General features: G+C 39.5%; 17 protein-coding genes and 1 pseudogene. 2 read left to right on the top strand and 16 right to left on the bottom strand.

Annotation, left to right across the window (positions count from 1 at the left end; genetic code table 11):
• Positions 1 to 2: 2 nt before the first annotated feature.
• The 15 genes and pseudogenes from LA303_RS00430 to LA303_RS00500 form a co-directional block, all read right to left on the bottom strand.
• Entirely contained in the window at positions 3 to 1,322 is a 1,320-nt protein-coding gene (locus tag LA303_RS00430; RefSeq protein WP_240525972.1) for an oligosaccharide flippase family protein, read from the bottom strand.
• A 172-nt stretch (positions 1,323 to 1,494) separates the two neighbouring features.
• Entirely contained in the window at positions 1,495 to 3,372 is a 1,878-nt protein-coding gene (gene cysN / locus LA303_RS00435; protein WP_240525973.1) for a sulfate adenylyltransferase subunit CysN, read from the bottom strand.
• Positions 3,373 to 3,410: 38 nt separating this feature from the next.
• On the bottom strand, positions 3,411 to 4,319 hold the full coding sequence (gene cysD, locus LA303_RS00440) for a sulfate adenylyltransferase subunit CysD (protein WP_240525974.1): 909 nt from the start codon (positions 4,317 to 4,319) through the stop codon (positions 3,411 to 3,413).
• Between the two features lie 15 nt (positions 4,320 to 4,334).
• Positions 4,335 to 4,952, bottom strand: a complete 618-nt coding sequence (cysC, locus tag LA303_RS00445; protein WP_240525975.1) for an adenylyl-sulfate kinase — start codon at positions 4,950 to 4,952, stop codon at positions 4,335 to 4,337.
• Positions 4,953 to 5,019: 67 nt separating this feature from the next.
• Positions 5,020 to 5,214 (bottom strand): annotated as a pseudogene (locus LA303_RS13550) (four helix bundle protein); the annotation flags it as partial.
• Between the two features lie 33 nt (positions 5,215 to 5,247).
• Complete coding sequence (locus LA303_RS13555; RefSeq protein ID WP_240525976.1) at positions 5,248 to 5,523, bottom strand: GIY-YIG nuclease family protein; 276 nt, start codon at positions 5,521 to 5,523, stop codon at positions 5,248 to 5,250.
• Positions 5,516 to 5,698 (bottom strand): four helix bundle protein, encoded by a 183-nt coding sequence (locus LA303_RS13560; RefSeq protein ID WP_240527153.1) that lies wholly within the window; start codon positions 5,696 to 5,698, stop codon positions 5,516 to 5,518. The genes LA303_RS13555 and LA303_RS13560 overlap by 8 nt, the downstream gene beginning before the upstream one ends.
• Before the next feature lie 86 nt (positions 5,699 to 5,784).
• The gene (gene cysQ / locus LA303_RS00465; RefSeq protein ID WP_240525977.1) at positions 5,785 to 6,576 is read right to left on the bottom strand and encodes a 3'(2'),5'-bisphosphate nucleotidase CysQ; all 792 of its coding nucleotides are present in this window, start codon (positions 6,574 to 6,576) and stop codon (positions 5,785 to 5,787) included.
• A 459-nt stretch (positions 6,577 to 7,035) separates the two neighbouring features.
• Complete coding sequence (locus LA303_RS00470; RefSeq protein WP_262901522.1) at positions 7,036 to 8,823, bottom strand: SLC13 family permease; 1,788 nt, start codon at positions 8,821 to 8,823, stop codon at positions 7,036 to 7,038.
• A gap of 416 nt (positions 8,824 to 9,239) precedes the next feature.
• Positions 9,240 to 9,629 (bottom strand): four helix bundle protein, encoded by a 390-nt coding sequence (locus LA303_RS00475; RefSeq protein ID WP_240525979.1) that lies wholly within the window; start codon positions 9,627 to 9,629, stop codon positions 9,240 to 9,242.
• 217 nt (positions 9,630 to 9,846) lie between these two features.
• Entirely contained in the window at positions 9,847 to 11,157 is a 1,311-nt protein-coding gene (locus LA303_RS00480; RefSeq protein WP_240525980.1) for a nucleotide sugar dehydrogenase, read from the bottom strand.
• Between the two features lie 108 nt (positions 11,158 to 11,265).
• On the bottom strand, positions 11,266 to 11,676 hold the full coding sequence (locus LA303_RS00485) for a four helix bundle protein (protein WP_240525981.1): 411 nt from the start codon (positions 11,674 to 11,676) through the stop codon (positions 11,266 to 11,268).
• A gap of 160 nt (positions 11,677 to 11,836) precedes the next feature.
• Complete coding sequence (locus tag LA303_RS00490) at positions 11,837 to 12,367, bottom strand: ArsR family transcriptional regulator (RefSeq protein ID WP_240525982.1); 531 nt, start codon at positions 12,365 to 12,367, stop codon at positions 11,837 to 11,839.
• A gap of 31 nt (positions 12,368 to 12,398) precedes the next feature.
• Positions 12,399 to 12,755: a four helix bundle protein gene (locus LA303_RS00495; protein ID WP_240525983.1), complete on the bottom strand. Its 357-nt coding sequence runs from the start codon at positions 12,753 to 12,755 to the stop codon at positions 12,399 to 12,401.
• A 184-nt stretch (positions 12,756 to 12,939) separates the two neighbouring features.
• Positions 12,940 to 13,518: a hypothetical protein gene (locus LA303_RS00500; protein WP_240525984.1), complete on the bottom strand. Its 579-nt coding sequence runs from the start codon at positions 13,516 to 13,518 to the stop codon at positions 12,940 to 12,942.
• On the opposite strand from LA303_RS00500, the gene LA303_RS00505 reads away from it, so the two are divergent.
• Both LA303_RS00505 and LA303_RS00510 read left to right on the top strand, forming a co-directional pair.
• Positions 13,517 to 14,509, top strand: a complete 993-nt coding sequence (locus tag LA303_RS00505) for a LuxE/PaaK family acyltransferase (protein ID WP_240525985.1) — start codon at positions 13,517 to 13,519, stop codon at positions 14,507 to 14,509. The genes LA303_RS00500 and LA303_RS00505 overlap by 2 nt on opposite strands.
• Before the next feature lie 103 nt (positions 14,510 to 14,612).
• Positions 14,613 to 14,993: an endonuclease domain-containing protein gene (locus tag LA303_RS00510; protein WP_240525986.1), complete on the top strand. Its 381-nt coding sequence runs from the start codon at positions 14,613 to 14,615 to the stop codon at positions 14,991 to 14,993.
• Between the two features lie 462 nt (positions 14,994 to 15,455).
• On the opposite strand, the gene LA303_RS00515 is transcribed toward LA303_RS00510, so the two are convergent.
• Complete coding sequence (locus tag LA303_RS00515; RefSeq protein WP_240525987.1) at positions 15,456 to 16,631, bottom strand: formimidoylglutamase; 1,176 nt, start codon at positions 16,629 to 16,631, stop codon at positions 15,456 to 15,458.
• Positions 16,632 to 16,661: the final 30 nt, after the last annotated feature.

A 16,661-nucleotide genomic window follows, 5' to 3' on the forward strand; every position in this document is an offset into this window, starting at 1 on the left:
AATTAACTAATATATGGTATTGCTACTATTCCTGTTTTTTTTCTTACAAATACTATATTGATTACATTTAGAATAGTAATAGTAAAAGCTGTTGCAATTGCAGCACCATATACACCATAAAATTTTGTCAGAATAAATAACAACAAAATGTTTAGTGCCAATGTAAAATATGATATTTTACTTCTGATAATTTCATTTCCTGTCATTACTAAAATTAATCCAACAGCTCCTGAGGCAATATTAATAAATTGAGCTATTCCTAAAATTATTAAAATTGCATAAGCATCTTCAAATTCTTTTCCCCATAATGATAAAATATTTCTCCCAAATAATAGAAATATTAATAAAGGTAATAAACCAATAATAAACAACCCTTTAGTTGTCTGCTGAATCATTTTTTCCAGTTCTTTAATTTTGTTTTTTTCATACAACGCTGCAATTTTTGGAGCTACTGCGGCATTGGTTATTTGCAAAATGAAACTCGTCATAAGTGCAAGTCTAGCAGCAACAGAAAATAAACCAACTTCTTTTACACTGCCAAAATACCCAAGAATTAAGATGTCGCCATTATTTTGAATAACACCAGTAATAGCAACAAAAAAGAGAGGTATTGAAGTTTTAGTTAATTTTCTTACAATAAGTCGTTTTTTCTTATTACACTCACAAACTTTATTCCAATATAACCCTATAGTTAATGTGACTACTAATCTACCTATTGCATAAACTATAGCAACTGTAATTATGTTAATTTTAAATTTTAGTAACCAAAACAGTAAAAGTAAAATGCCGGTTATTGTAATACTTAATGTCTGATCAACCAAGATGCTCTGCCATATTTTTCTAAACCCAATTAACCCAGCTGAAAAAATTCGTGAAAAAACCTGCGGGGTAAGTACAATTAAAAAAATAATTAATGGGTAAGTTAATTGAGGTTTATTAAATATTTTCGCTGCTATCCATGGTGCCAGTAAAATTAAAAGCAATGATAATACAATTGCTATTATTCCATTTAAAAAATATGAGGAATACATTACATCGCCAATGTGTTTCCAGTTTTTATGGTTATGTGCAATAGCTACTTCTTTAATTATGACTTGACGCATTCCTAATAAGCTAATGATTATTAGAATATTTATAATACGATTACTTAAATTAATAATACCAATTCCTTCAGCGCCAATTGTTCTTCCAAGAAAAATACTTACAGTTAACCCGGCAATCATCCCCACTATTTTAATTATTGTAGAGGTAAATGATTTCCTCAATACTTCTGAAGTGTGAATATCAAGTTTTTTTAATAGATATTTTGATTTTTTTAGCACCTTATTTGATTTTTTCTTTTAGTATCGAAAAATATAATGTTTTTTAAATTTTAAACATTTTTCTTATCCTTTCTTAAGATTGGGATTGATATTATCTACTGTCACAGACGGGGGGTACATATTTTAAAAGAGACAAAACTTCCAGTATAATTTACCCTTTGTTTTTTGCTGGTTATATCACCTTTTCAACAACATCAAAAACATCCATTTTTTCAGGTGAAATTATTATGTCTGCTTTTTCTGGAACATCATATTTCTCATCAACTCCTGCCAAATTACTTAATTTTCCTTCTTCAGCCATTTTATACAAACCATATTTATCGTTCTTTCTACAGTATTCCACATCTGCATCAATATAAACTAGTTTGAATTTGTCCTCGCCTATTATTTTCTTTATCTGCTTTCGGATATTTTCCCGAGGTGAAATGAAAGAGCAAATAACAATAATTCCTTGGTCGTTTAGTTGTTTGGCGATATGCGCAATTTTACGTAAATATTCGACACGATCGGCGGGGGAGTAATCCAGTTCTTTGGACAGGCCTGCCCGTACCGATTTACCGTCAAAAACCACTACAATTTTTCCCCGGTTGAACAATTCGCGCTCCAAAGCATAAGCTAATTCATTCTTGCCACTACCATGAAGTCCGGTAATCCAAATGGTGGCCCCTTTTTGTCCGTATCGTTTTTCACGTTCTTCGGTAGAAATAAGACTACCTTCTCGGATAATGTGTTCGCGTTCTTTTTCGGTAATAAAGCCGGAGCGTTTATCGCTGCTGAGTTTATCCAGCATCATGCCCACAGCTACTGTGTTGTGGGTGATCGGATCAATCAGAATAAAAGCACCGGTTTGCCGGTTCTTTTTGTAAGCATCAAAATAAAGCGGTTCTACCGTGGTGATGACTACCCGGCCGATTTCGTTCAGCTCAAAATGGTCAATAGTCTGGTGCTCCAGCGTGTTGACATCTACCCGGTAACGGATTTGATCAATCTTGGCTTTGGTGCTGTGCGTGTTGTGTTTGATGTAAAATTGGGTAAATGGATTCATGGGCTTTTCGTCCATCCACACCAGCATGGCTTCAAAGTGACGGCTCACCTGGGGCAGGTTATCCGGATGTACCAGCATGTTGCCGCGCGAAATATCAATTTCGTCCTCGAGTGTCAGGCTGATACTCTGCGGTGGAAAAGCATAGTCCAGATCGCCGTCGTACGTGGTAATGGTTTTTACCTTAGATTTTTTCCCGGAAGGCAGTACCATCACCTCATCACCTTTACGTACCACGCCCGAAGCCATTTTCCCGGCAAATCCGCGGTATTTCAGGTCGGGACGGATGACATACTGCACCGGATAACGAAAATCTTCAAAATTGCGGTCGCTGCTCACATGCACGGTTTCCAAAAATTCGAGCATGCTTTGGCCGTGATACCAGGGCATTTTGTCTGACACCTCCACCACGTTATCGCCTTTCAGGGCCGAAAGCGGAATAAAGGTTACATCTGGTACATCCAGCTGGGTGATAAACCGTTTGTAATCTTCCACAATACGGTCGAAAACTTCCTGTTTGTAATCCACCAGGTCCATTTTGTTCACAGCCAGTACCACGTGTTTAATACCCAACAGTGAAACCAGAAAAGTATGCCGTTTGGTCTGGGTGATCACTCCTTTGCGGGCATCGGCCAGCAAAATAGCGAGATTGGCCGTGGAACCACCGGTAATCATGTTGCGGGTATATTGCTCGTGGCCGGGGGTGTCGGCAATGATAAATTTCCGCTTGGCGGTGGAAAAATAGCGGTAAGCCACATCGATGGTGATACCTTGTTCGCGTTCGGCTTTCAGGCCGTCGAGCAGCAGGGCATAGTCGATTTCTTCGCCGGCATGGCCTACCCGTTTGCTGTCGCGTTTTAAAGCCGAAAGCTGGTCTTCGTACAGCTTTTTACTGTCGAACAACAACCGTCCGATAAGGGTTGATTTGCCGTCGTCCACCGAACCGGCAGTAAGTAATCGTAATAAATCTTTTTTCTGGTCCTGGTCAAGGAATTCTCTGATATCCATGCGTTAGTTGTCGTTCAACATTTTACTGTCAATAAAACTTAAAAATAACCTTCTCTTTTTTTCTGTTCCATACTGGCTTCCTGGTCGAAGTCGATGACGCGGGTGGTGCGTTCTGATACCGAAACGGTCATCATCTCTTCCACAATTTTTTCGATGGTGTCGGCTTCCGATTCGATGGCGCCGGTAAGCGGATAGCAGCCGAGCGTACGAAACCGTACTTTTTTCATCACCGCTTTTTTGCGTAATTCTTCCGGCATGCGGTCATCGTCCACCATAATCCAGTTGCCGTCCACATTGACCACCGGCCGTTCTTTGGCATAATAAAGCGGAACGATGGGGATGTTTTCGAGCCGGATGTACTGCCAGATATCCAGTTCTGTCCAGTTTGAGATAGGGAAAACCCGGATGGATTCGCCTTTGTGCACTTTGGCATTGTAGATATCCCACAGCTCAGGGCGCTGATTTTTGGGGTCCCATTGGTGGTATTTATCGCGGAAAGAGTAAATGCGTTCTTTAGCCCTTGATTTTTCTTCGTCGCGCCGGGCGCCCCCAAAAGCCGCATCAAATTTGTATTTGTCGAGTGCCTGCAACAAAGCCTGTGTCTTCATCACATCGGTATGTACTTTTGATCCGTGCGTAAACGGACCGATACCGGCTTCATACCCTTCTTTGTTGTAGTAAACAATTAAATCCCATCCTTTTTCTTTAGCGTAATTATCTCTGAATTCGATCATCTCGCGAAATTTCCACTTGGAATCGATATGCATCAAAGGGAAAGGCACCTTTCCGGGATAAAAAGCTTTTTCGGCCAACCGCACCATCACTGAAGAATCTTTTCCGATGGAATACAACATCACCGGGTTTTCAAATTCAGCAGCAACTTCGCGGATGATATGAATGGATTCGGCTTCTAATTCACGCAGATTGTTGATAGAATAAGTTTGCATAGGGTATTTTTTGTATTACAGTACTTTAAGCGGATCAAACTTAATTTCCGGCAATATCTTTTTGAGCATATGCTGTACTGTTCTGTCGATATCAGGGTGGGTGTTATCTACTCTTAAAAAAGGTTTTTGGGGTGCTTCAAACGGAGCAGAGATGCCGGTAAAATTTTTGATCTCACCGGTCCGGGCTTTTTTATACAAACCTTTCGGATCGCGTTGTTCACAAACTTCCAGCGGCGTATCCACAAATATCTCCAGGAAATCCTCCTCACCTATAATCTCTTTGGCCATTTTTCGCATTTGGTTAGTCGGGCTGATAAAAGAACACAAAAGAATAATGCCACAATTCATGAACAGTTTGGAAACTTCCGCAATCCGCCGGATGTTTTCTATCCGGTCTTCATCGGTAAATTGCAGGTTTTTATTGATTCCGGAGCGCACATTGTCGCCATCAAGTATCTGGCAGAAATAATTCAACTCGAACAATCTTTTTTCCAACAGACTGGCCAGGGTAGTTTTGCCGGAACCGGAAAGACCGGTAAACCAAATGACTTTGGCGCGTTGTTTTAAATAGATTTCTTTTTCGCGGCGGTCTTTGATTTTGTCGAAGACGGTGTGGATATTGTTTTTATTCATGATGTAAAAAGTTCAAAGGTTAAAGGGGAGGTAAAGGATAAAATTCAAAGGATAAAGGTTAAAGGAGTTAACGTTTTTTGGATGTTTTAGAATAGATGCTACCAAGAATTTTCATAAGTTCATTTGACTCGTCACGTTGTGCAAGCCATTCGTTATAGTTATCTGTAATTGCAATAACCAAACGAATCCAATAGTTGGACTCCCGCATTTCTTTTAACGCAATACCGATTTTATTCGAAAAATCAGCTTTCGAAACAGCTCCTTGTGCCTCTTTACCCTGTCAAATACGAATGAATCAACTTTTATTATTAGAATTTAAGAATGTTTTTAGTCTATTCCTTAAGAACATTTTCCCATAAAAAGTTTTTAGATATTTCTCACGACGAAGCGCATCTTTTTGTGACAAACATGCTTCATAATAAATTAGCTTTAATGGCCTTCTGTTTTTTGTTGAACTGACCTGCCCTTTAAAATGTTCATTCATTCGTTGTATCAAATTTGAAGTATACCCTGTGTAGAACTTATTATCTTTTTCACTTAATAAAACGTAGACAAAAAAGAAATCATCCATAATTTGACACAATTTGACAGGGTGAATAGTTTGCACCGCTGGATGTGGCAGATTTTATCAGCTGATAGCTAATTATATCATATTCTTTCCCTTTTGGGAATTCTCTTACCAAAGATATTATTTGGATTGAAAACTCAAATAAACGTTGTGATAAGTTATTATTATCCGACTGCATTTTTTTTAATTTTCTCAATTATTTTTTATCCCAGCCCCCATTTTAACCTTTCCACTTTAACCTTTAACCCTGATCCTCGAGACAAATTATTTCGTCACAACAAACCACGGGTTTAAAATATCTTCCTTATTGTATACTAAAGGTTCATTGGTGTTGGCAATAAGAACTTTCCCTCCGGCGGCACGGACAATGGCATCACCGGCAGCCGTATCCCATTCGGAAGTCGGGGCAAAACGGGGATAAATATCCGCTTCACCTTCAGCAACCATGCAGAGTTTCAGCGAACTCCCTTTAGAAACTATTTTTACATTAGAATGCGCTTTTTCTAATTTTTTAATAAAATCTTCGGTTTCTTTTGTTAAGTGTGAACGACTGGCCACAATACCAAAATAATTTTTCGGGTTCTTTTTAGGAATCCTATTTTCTTCTTTTAATTCTTTATTTATATCTTGTTTTTTACCGGCTTGTTCTATTTTATAAGCTCCCTCTTTGCGATCTCCAACGTATAAAATATCCAAAACCGGGGCATATACCACCCCCATTACCGGAACCTGATTTTCCACAAGTGCTATATTTACTGTAAACTCGCCATTTTTCTTCACAAACTCTTTGGTACCATCCAGCGGATCCACAATCCAGAGTCTTTTCCAGTTTTTTCGTTCGGAATAAGGAATGTTGCGTCCTTCTTCGCTCAATACGGGAATTCTGGTTTTTTTCAGATAAGACATGATCACTTCGTTAGCGCTTTTGTCCGCTTGTGTCAATGGGGAACTATCGCTTTTATATTCCACATTAAAATCTGTTTTATAGATTTCGAGGATGGATTTGCCGGCATCTAATGATGCGGAGATTATTGTTGAGAGAAAATTTTTATCCATAGTTTTTGGGAACAGTGTTTTGGAGTTAGTATTATTTTTATGTCATTCTGAACGGTGTGAGTAGGGCTGCAGGAAGCGAGTGAAGAATCTCACTTAAAAAAACACTTCTATTGTTGTTTTAGATCCTTCACTACGTTCAGGACGACAAATGAGAGAAAAAATAGAACTTCTACGTTTCTTATTTGGGATTTCTGTTTGTTGTTTTAGTATTTTTCAAGTAAAAAGCGTAAAGTTTCTCTGTCGTTTAACTCTGAGTCAAAGGTAGGGTTTCTGTGATAGGACGGTGTGAGAGTCTCTTTTTCATATTTCGGCATTAATAGTCCAAGATGCTCACGCAGCGCATCCTCCTTTTTCGGCCCAATGGCTGCTCAGCATTGAACGGACAGAAAAATAGCCAGCTTAAAATACACATACTTTTTATCCCTTTAGTTTTTATTAGCAGGACAACAATGAACATTCTCAATTAATCTTCAGCCCAAACTGCAAAACCAACCCCAATACAGCAACCAGCATAAATAAAAGGGTCATAGGAAGTCCGATCCGGAAAAAATCTTTAAAATTATATCCTCCCGGTCCGTAAACCATCAAGTTGGTCTGATATCCGATGGGGGTAATAAAGCTGGCCGCCCCGGCAAAAGCCACCAACAAAGCAAACGGCTTTGGATTGGTGCCCAGTTGGGCAGCCAAACTCATAGCGATCGGAAAAATAATGGCTACCGAAGCAATGTTTGTAATAATAGCCGCCAACAAATTAGTTATTAAAAATATGCCGATAAAAAGGGTAACAATGCCATATGGTTTTAACAACTCTATGAAAACATTGGAAACACCGGCAGCAATGCCGGTTTTAATCATGGCTGTTCCCAACGCCAGAGAAAGAGCAATGATCAAAATCAGGTTATAATTAATGGCTTTATACAGCTCACGAGGAGAAGCTACTTTTGTCAACAGTAAAAGCACCATAAAAACAAGCAATGAGTTGAACAACGGCACCCAGTGCAATGATGAGAGTACGATAGAAACCAAAAGCCCGCCTACAATAAGTAAACTTTGACGTACAGGCATTTTTTCAATACTCCGGATATTGTTGAGCATATAAAAGTCTTTGGAGTCCTGAGTACGTTTTTCAAAATCTTTACCGGCTATCAGTAAAAGCAAGTCCCCGGCAGATAATTTCACATCGCCTATTTTCCCCCTGATTTTTTCTCCATTCCGGTGAACGGCAATAATTGCCGCGTCAAAACGTCCACGGAAATTACTTTCTTTAACGGTTTTCCCTATCAACCCGGAATTAGGTGATACGACCACTTCTACCAGCTCTGTTTTGTTTCTCTTAGCAAACATGCCCAATTGCGAAGGTTGAAGTGTTTTATTATTTTCCACCATATCGGCAATCGTTTCGGTATTTCCGGCAAAAATCAAAAGATCTTCTTCAAAAATCATGGTCTGCGGAGTTACCGGAGATAACGTTCTGTCTTCGCGAATAATTTCCACTAAAAATAATCCTTTCAGGTTTCGCAACCGGGCACCTTCAATGGTTTTGTTATGATATTGGGAACCTTTTGCCACTTTCATCTCCACAATATATTCTCTGGATTTTTCTTCGATGTTATCCATCACATCCCCTTTATCTGGAAGTAACTTATCCGAAAAAAAGACCAGATAAAGTCCGCCAAGAAGAATCATCACCACACCTACCGGAGTAAAATCAAAAATATCCAGTGATTTAAAAGCCGGGAAAAGCGACTGGTCGGCCACCATTCCATTAACAACAAGGTTAGTGGATGTCCCAATCAAAGAGGCTGTTCCGCCAAGGATCGCTGCGTAGGAAAGTGGGATAAGTAATTTCGATGGGGCAATATTGTTTCGTTTTCCCCAGTTGTGCACGTAAGGCATCATAATGGCCACTAGCGGCGTATTGTTAATAAAAGCGGACAGGGCAGAAACAGGAAAAATAAGTTTAAAAATAAATTTTTTATAAGAAAATGTCCTGCGGAAAAACCGGTCAAACAGGTTGTCAATTAACGTTGATTTTCGAATGACTTCTCCAATAAGTAATAACAAAATGATAACGGCTAGTTGCTCATTGGCAAATCCTTTGAGCATTTCTTCAGGAGTTAAGATCCGGAAAATCCCAAGTATACTAATCCCAATAATAAACGTAAACCCCGGACCGAACAGATTCTTGTATAAAGAAACGATCAGAAAGAGAATAACAAGAGTTACTATGATTTGGTTTAAGGACAATTGTGTTTTTTGTTACTGGTTACTAGTTGCTGGTTTCGAGTCTAGGATTTAGCGTTTTTTAGTGAAGAATGAAAAGTGAAAAATACCCGATTCATGGTATGTAATCCTGCTTATCATTTTTCATTTGTTTTGCGTTCAGCGTTTGGCGTTCGTCCCCTCGCCACTTCGCAATTTCGTTACTATCGTTCGTTACTTTTACCTTTTTACTTTAAACTTTCACATTTTTCAGAGAAAGGCCTCTTTTTTCTGTATTTTTTTGAGATCCTTCACTACGCTTCGCTCCGTTCAGGATGATAGTCGTGTTTGAAAAAATTCATATTATAATTTAAACACGTTGTCTGGTTTTTCCCTGATCATATTCCGTAAGTCAACAATCAAATAAAGCATTCATAGGTTTTGTGTTCAACGTTTTGCGTTTATAGCCTAAATTTAGTCCCTTTGTAAGGGGAGTTTTTGAGATAATTCATAAAACGTTTAATCTTTCGGGACAATTTATCCGTTCTTTCTAAAAGTTCTTTTAATACTTCTTCTGAAATATATTCGTAATCAAATGCACGATACGATTGAGACCTTACTTCTTCATTTGATCCCTTGGCTATTGAAAGAAAATTACTGAACTCTTTGTTCCCATCTCTACCAAAACCTTCAGCCAAATTATCCATTATTGATCCTGCTGCAGCTCTTATCTGATCACGAAATCTATAATCTTTAACAAATGGCTCTTTGGATGTAATTTGAAAAACAAACTTTGCAAGTTTTCTGGCTTCCTGCCAAACTTCTAAATCTTCAAAATTGTTAATTTTCATTTCTGAAAACAGATATTCTCCTAAACACTTTAACGCTAAACACAGAACACTGAACGTTTATAATTTAAAAACCTTATTCGTTTTTCCCTTCGCCATATTCATCAAACCCACAATCAAGTAAAGCGTTCATAGGTTTTGTGTTCAGCGTTTGGCGTTTATAGCCTTTTAATCCCTTTGTAAGGGGCATTTTTGAGATAATTCATAAAATACAAAACTTTTATAATTTGAATACTTTATCCGTTTTATCTTTAATCATATTGCGAAGGTCAACTACAAGTTTGGCCTGTTGTTGAATAAACTCCACATCAAAATCTTTATGGTTGGTTGTCAATACGACTACATCGGCACTTTCGAGTGTTTCCCGGGTTAAATTAACCGAATTAAAAGTCCGGCCTTCTCCGGTATGTACTTTCGGAATATAAGGATCATGATAAAAAACCTGTCCCCCTTTGTGGGCTGTGATATCCATAATTTCCAGCGCCGGAGATTCCCGTTCATCGTCAATGTTCGGTTTGTAAGCTACGCCAAGAAACAAGATATTGCTACCGTTGACCGCTTTTTTCTGGCTGTTGAGGGCTGTGGCTATTTTTATGTACATGTAATGCGGCATGCGCATATTAATGTGACCGGCGGTGTGAATCATACTCAAATCAAAATCGTACTGTTTGGCGATGTGCTCGAGGTAAAATGGATCCAACGGAATACAATGACCGCCGATACCCGGACCGGGATAAAAAGCCTGAAAACCGAAAGGTTTGGTTTTGGCCGCTTCAATGACTTCCCAGATATTAATATGCATCTTGCCGGAAAGCAGGGCCAGCTCATTAATCAGACTGATGTTCACCAAACGATAGGTGTTTTCGAGAATCTTTACCATTTCTGCCACCCGGGGTGAAGAAACCGGATGGATATTATCAATAGCTTTTTGATACAGTGCTTTCCCGATTTCCATTCCTTCCGGCGATAACGCACCCATTACTTTAGGGGTATTGCGGGTGTGGAAATTTTTGTTGCCCGGGTCCACCCGTTCGGGAGAATAGGCCAGCCAGAAGTCTTTGTTGTGTTTCATGCCGCTTTCGTGCTCAATAATCGGCAACATGAAATTTTCCGTCGTCGTGGGATAGGTCGTACTTTCCAGGCTGATAAACGTACCAGATTTCATATTCCGGCCGATATCCATACAGGCGCTTTCGATGTAGCTCATATCCGGTTTACGGAATTTGTCCAAGGGTGTGGGAACACAGATAATCAGGGCATCGCAATCTTTCATGCGGCTAAAATCGGTGGTGGCTTCCAGTGTCACTTTATCCACTACCTCACGCAGTACGGCATCGCGGATGTCTTTAATGTAGTTATCACCCTTATTTATCTTATTAACTTTTTCGGTACTTTTATCAAAGCCGATGACTTTTACGCCGGCTTCGGCAAAATTCACTGCCAGCGGCAGTCCTACATAGCCCAGTCCGATAATTCCTACGGTTTCTTCATCGCGAGCTATTTTACGGAGTAAATTTTCTTTTAAGTTCATGTTTTATTTATATTTTTTGACCATGTGCTTTGAATGAAAGGGGGGAAAGATGGATGAGTGGAAGATTGGATGGGGGTGAAATGTTGAAAGTTTTGTGTCAATCAATACCTACAGCTTGTTTTGCCAACCTTTTCTTGTTTCTTTCCGTTGAATTGAACGAATTAAGTTAATCAGTTTGTTTTCTAAACTGTAATGCCGTTTATCAAATTCCTTAAAATCTGCTTCGCTTATTTGTCCCGCTTCTTTAAAACTGAAAAATGTACTGTAAAGTTCACCACAAGATCCAAGGCTGTAATTGAGAAAATTTAAATATTCCTTAATTGACTTTCTACAATATCCTTCAGCAATATTTCTTTGGATACTTAAGCTGGCATCTATGGTATTAGAAGCCGGTTTTTTTAAGTCATAAGGAAAATTTTTTAAGACATTACAAACAAAAACATACATTTCAACAGCTTCCTGCCAGACATTTAACTTGCGGTAGCCGCGATTGATGTTTTTGTTATTATCAATATCCATTAGAAAGATGTTTATTACTGTACCTTTTTTATTATCAGGGCCCTAATCTCCCATCCATTCTTCCATTCAATCTTTCTTCCAAGACACGCTTCCGCCTCCTAAGTCCCATCCACCAGGGGCGAACGAACTGTATATCAGTATTTTATTATTTAAACCAAGCTTACTTTTCCCAAAGCAAAAGCAGCTCGTTTTTATCTTTTGTCTTCAGAAAATGCTGAAGCTCTTTGTCGTTAACTATAATATACCGCAACTTACGCTGAAGAACTTCTTCTGCTTTATCCACCAGCTCCAGTAAATAATTTTTATCCACATCCCCCACAAACCATAAATCCATGATGGGCGAATCCTTGCCTTTGGCCAGTTCTCCTACAAGATATACTTTCTCAAGGTTACCCAGCTTTTTAACCACCTTATCCATCACCTGGTCAATGCCCACATACTTAATGAGTAAATTATGAATTTCTGGAAAGAGTGGATGCCGGGTATTTGCATGGTATAATTTTTTATTCCCTTTCTTATCTGCCGACAACAATCCGGCTTCTTCAAAACGGTTGAGTTCCTGACGAATGGCATTGGTAGACTCTCCAAATTCCGGTTCCAGCGAACGCAAATAAGCCGTGGTATCACTGTTCAGAAAAAATTTGAGCAGTAGTTTCAAACGGGTTTTCGATGTAATTAACGCTTCAAGCATGGAATATAGTGATTGGAGAATAGTGAATAGACTATTCTTTGCTTTTTAAATATTTAATTAAACCATAAGTTAATTTTGAACATTGGGTAATTGATGAAAGTAAATCATCGTGGTTTGCATCATCTAAATACCCGACTTTATGTGATAAAATAATTAACGTTTCCAATTCAGCCAAAGAACCCAATGAAATATAAAGAAATTGAATAAATTCTTTATCTCCATTTCTTGCCGCTCCCTCGGCAATATTGGTGGGGACAGAAACAGCGGCCCTCCGGAGTTGGGAAACAATTCCAAACTGCTCATGCTTTGGAAAATCAACCGTTTTCTTATAAAAATCCTCTGTCAGCTGCAGCGCTGATTTCCACACATCCAAATCCTTGTGATTCATAGAGGGACCGGTTTTTATAATTGTTGAATGATCAAAAGTAAACAGCTCTATTCACTATTCACTATTCACTACTCACCATTCACTAATTGAGTACCAAAAGTACTCAATATTTTGGTTTTGTCAAGCACAAATGTAAAAAAATTTTGTTTTGTATAGCCCTTGGAAAGAAAAAAATGTGAAAAATTCAAGGAAATCGCCTGACAATGGGAGGGGTAGAATCCACGTTACTCTTATGCAAAGCCCGGTCGTAAATGAAAAAGGTAAACATGATCGTATCATAATCCGACAACGGATTATCCAGAAACAGGGTATCCTGAATGGTTCCCGAAATGGATTTATCCCCCAGATCCGGAGTCAGCCAGGGAATACGGGCATTAAACGTAATGGTATCATACCGTCCGGAATCCGGGTTCCACGACAGCAACGGCACCTCCACAAATTTCCCGTTTTGTTTTTCAAAATATTTGATAATCAGATTATAATAATATTTACTACCGGGATCAAACGGAGGCTGCAAATAATTGGCCGGCAATCCGATATCGCCATCACCATCTTCGAAGGTAAATTCCAGCACGCCACGCCGGGCCACATGGGCAGCCGTATCCACTTCCAGCAAAAAACGGCTGAAATGAATTTGGGGAATAATAGGATAGTCTTCTTTGTTTTGGCAGGAAACCATACACAACAATGCCGGTAAAAGCAGAATAAGTCCTATTTTTGCCCCTGTTTTCATCACCGGGTAAAAATACAATTTTTCATTCATGCAGAAACCGGAAAGTATCGAAAAAAAAATCTTTTCCCTTCATACAGAAGCGGATTTTAACCGTACTGCGCTTTCCGTTTTCCGGTTTCAGTATGTTTACAATCCGGTTTACCGGCAATTTGTCGATGCTTTGGGGATCGATCCGTCACCCATTGATCACTACCGGAATATTCCTTTTCTCCCCATCGAATTTTTTAAAACCCACCAGGTCGTTTGCGGAACATTTACTCCGGAAGCTGTTTTTGAAAGCAGTGGAACCACCGACACGACCACCAGCCGGCATCCGGTAAAAAAACTATCCCTTTACGAAGAAAGCCTGATGAAAGGATTTCAGCTGTTCTTTGGGAACCCGGAAGAATATGTCTTTTTGGCCCTGTTGCCTTCTTATCTGGAACGGACCGGTTCATCATTGGTCTATATGACCCAGCAACTGATTCAAAAAAGCCAACACCGTGAAAGTGGTTTTTATTTGCACGATTATCAACGCCTGGCCCGTCATTTAACCGCTTTAAAAAAGCAAAACAAAAAAGTTCTTTTATTGGGAGTTACCTATGCTTTGCTGGATTTGGCAGAACAGTTTCCGGTGCATTATCCCGAACTTATCATTATAGAAACCGGTGGCATGAAAGGAAAGCGCCGCGAAATGGTACGCGAAGAACTACACGGGATTTTGAAAAAGGCTTTTGGGGTACCCCGTATTTATTCGGAATACGGAATGACCGAATTGTTATCACAAGCTTATTCCAAAGGGAACGGACTTTTTCAAACGCCTCCGTGGATGAAAATTCTTATTCGCGACACCAACGACCCACTGGATGTTGTACCACAAGGAAAAAGCGGAGGAATTAATGTGATTGACCTAGCCAATCTTTACAGCTGTTCTTTTATTGCCACACAAGATTTGGGAAAAATCGTCTCTTCCGGTTCTTTCGAAGTGCTGGGACGATTTGACAACAGTGATGTACGGGGATGTAACCTACTGGTACAGTAAAAAAACAGGTGAAATTTTTCAAATTTTTCGCATAAACTGAATATTTTTACCAAATAAATCCCCTCCCGGGAGGGGTGTAGGGGTGGGTCAAACACACAAGAAAATGCGCCGGAAAATATTACCATACAATCCACGGCTAAAAGGATTGGCCAAAGCTTTACGAAAAAACATGACTTTCTCAGAAGTTCTTCTTTGGAATGAACTCAAGCAAAAGAAAATGAAAGGATATGATTTTGACCGACAACGGCCTATTGACAACTACATTGTCGACTTTTACTGTAAAGATTTAATGCTTGCCATTGAAATCGACGGTATCAGCCATGACTTTGAAGATGTTCTTGTTAAGGATGAAATACGGCAGCAGAAATTAGAAAAAATGGGGGTCCGTTTTTTACGATTTGATGATCATGAGGTACGAAAAGATATGCCCAATGTTTTAAGAACCATTGAACTGTGGATTGAAGAGCAAGAACAAAAAAGATAGAACCCACCCCTGCCCCTCCCAGGAGGGGAACAAATTACAACAGAAGAATTATTATTTCAGAACAGTATTTAGGCTTTTTTAATCGTTCAACTTTCGCGGGTTTGTTTTTTCTCAAAGGTTAAATGACACATAAGCTATGGGCAGGCTACCGAAACGGCGGGCCAGCGAGAGGGTGAATGCCGAAAAGCTTACAGCATCGTGCAAAAGTGCTTGCATTTCTCTTGCGATGAGCAAGAGACCCTTTTGCCGGAGATGTTGCTTTTCGGCAGAGCAGGAAGAAGCATTCGTTTCGGTCGTCTTCTTTGGTTCCTTTCTTGACGAGACAAGAAAGGAACAGAAAACGACTTAAAATTCTTTTTACTTAAGTAAAAAAGCAATTTTACCCGGAATTAATAAATACTTTTAAAAAGTAAAAATCTTTCCTTGGATATTTTTATTCACCTAAACTTCAAACCGTTATTCCTACATCAGCTTTTGCTGTAGCCGCCACCAGCGATCCGGCAACTCCTGATTCAGGGCTTGTTGGTAATCGGCATACGAACAGGGGGTATAAGGATACTTCAAGGTTCCTTTTCCGGTTTTACTTTCCACAGGAATTTCTATCCACCACCGGTCGGTTTTTTTACTTTTTAAAAAGAAAAGCTCCTCTTTATAATCGTCGAGGTATACACGAAACCGGATAAAATCCTTACTGTTTTTATGCGGAATATCATTTTGACGATTGGCCACTCCGTCCAGAAAATACCAAATCATCTGTGCAGTCAGTTGAGCTGTCAGTTCCCGGTGATCGTAATCCGGATTATATTCATAAAACCCGATACTGGTCAGCTTATCATTCATACCGGCATAGCGGCAAATACGGCAGGCTTCTTCTCCATTCAATCCGTTGGGACCGGCATAATAGCTCCCCGGGGCATCGGCAGCACGAATGGCAGAAATATCAATGCTCATCATATCCGCATTACGAACCATCGGTTCCGTTTCGCTGATATCAGCACGTACATTTCCCAGCCTGTTGATCTCGAAGAAAAGATTTTTCATCAGCTGCAATGCATCACGATTGACGAAATAACTCTGATAACCAATATTCGTATAATTAAACAGAAAATTGGGCTGATGCATGATGATACGACTCAGATACGACCGGGCATTCAACTCTTCTTCATCCTGTCCTAAATCAAAAACTGCGTCCATTGCCGCAATATTAATCACCCGTCCGATATTTTCATACGCCAGGTAGTTGGCATACGTTAAATCCTGGCTTCCGCCAATAATTATGGTAAGGATATTTTTCCGGATTAGCGAAGCCGTTACTTCTTTTACGGCAAAATAGGTGTCTTCAATGGAATTTCCTTGTTTAATATTTCCCAAATCAGCTATTTTTAAATGATTCCAGTGGGATAACAAAGGATACAACTGGGATCTGATTTTATCCGGAGCCTTGGCACAACCTTTATTTTTCAGGGCTTTGCGATCTTCCAACACGCCCACAAGGGCAATATTCACATCGGACAAATCCGGAAAACCAGACTCCCGGGTAAACGGTTTGATCAAATCAGCCACAAAAAAATTGTCAGCAGAGCCGGTAACGGTAATCACCGATTTCTCCAGCGGTTCAAAATACATTTCAATATCCATAACACCTGTTTGCTTTCGGGAACGAAAATA

Source organism: Candidatus Sulfidibacterium hydrothermale (genome assembly GCF_020149915.1).
Classification (GTDB): domain Bacteria; phylum Bacteroidota; class Bacteroidia; order Bacteroidales; family F082; genus Sulfidibacterium; species Sulfidibacterium hydrothermale.

What these genes read in the sequence shown, in the direction of transcription:
- cysN (WP_240525973.1), bottom strand. Translation starts at nt 3,372, where the DNA reads ATGGATATCAGAGAATTCCTTGACCAGGACCAGAAAAAAGATTTATTA.
- cysD (WP_240525974.1), bottom strand. Translation starts at nt 4,319, where the DNA reads ATGCAAACTTATTCTATCAACAATCTGCGTGAATTAGAAGCCGAATCC.
- cysC (WP_240525975.1), bottom strand. Translation starts at nt 4,952, where the DNA reads ATGAATAAAAACAATATCCACACCGTCTTCGACAAAATCAAAGACCGC.
- LA303_RS13555 (WP_240525976.1), bottom strand. Translation starts at nt 5,523, where the DNA reads ATGGATGATTTCTTTTTTGTCTACGTTTTATTAAGTGAAAAAGATAAT.
- LA303_RS13560 (WP_240527153.1), bottom strand. Translation starts at nt 5,698, where the DNA reads ATGCAGTCGGATAATAATAACTTATCACAACGTTTATTTGAGTTTTCA.
- cysQ (WP_240525977.1), bottom strand. Translation starts at nt 6,576, where the DNA reads ATGGATAAAAATTTTCTCTCAACAATAATCTCCGCATCATTAGATGCC.
- LA303_RS00475 (WP_240525979.1), bottom strand. Translation starts at nt 9,629, where the DNA reads ATGAAAATTAACAATTTTGAAGATTTAGAAGTTTGGCAGGAAGCCAGA.
- LA303_RS00480 (WP_240525980.1), bottom strand. Translation starts at nt 11,157, where the DNA reads ATGAACTTAAAAGAAAATTTACTCCGTAAAATAGCTCGCGATGAAGAA.
- LA303_RS00485 (WP_240525981.1), bottom strand. Translation starts at nt 11,676, where the DNA reads ATGGATATTGATAATAACAAAAACATCAATCGCGGCTACCGCAAGTTA.
- LA303_RS00490 (WP_240525982.1), bottom strand. Translation starts at nt 12,367, where the DNA reads ATGCTTGAAGCGTTAATTACATCGAAAACCCGTTTGAAACTACTGCTC.
- LA303_RS00495 (WP_240525983.1), bottom strand. Translation starts at nt 12,755, where the DNA reads ATGAATCACAAGGATTTGGATGTGTGGAAATCAGCGCTGCAGCTGACA.
- LA303_RS00505 (WP_240525985.1), top strand. Translation starts at nt 13,517, where the DNA reads ATGCAGAAACCGGAAAGTATCGAAAAAAAAATCTTTTCCCTTCATACA.
- LA303_RS00500 (WP_240525984.1), bottom strand. Translation starts at nt 13,518, where the DNA reads ATGAATGAAAAATTGTATTTTTACCCGGTGATGAAAACAGGGGCAAAA.
- LA303_RS00510 (WP_240525986.1), top strand. Translation starts at nt 14,613, where the DNA reads ATGCGCCGGAAAATATTACCATACAATCCACGGCTAAAAGGATTGGCC.
- LA303_RS00515 (WP_240525987.1), bottom strand. Translation starts at nt 16,631, where the DNA reads ATGGATATTGAAATGTATTTTGAACCGCTGGAGAAATCGGTGATTACC.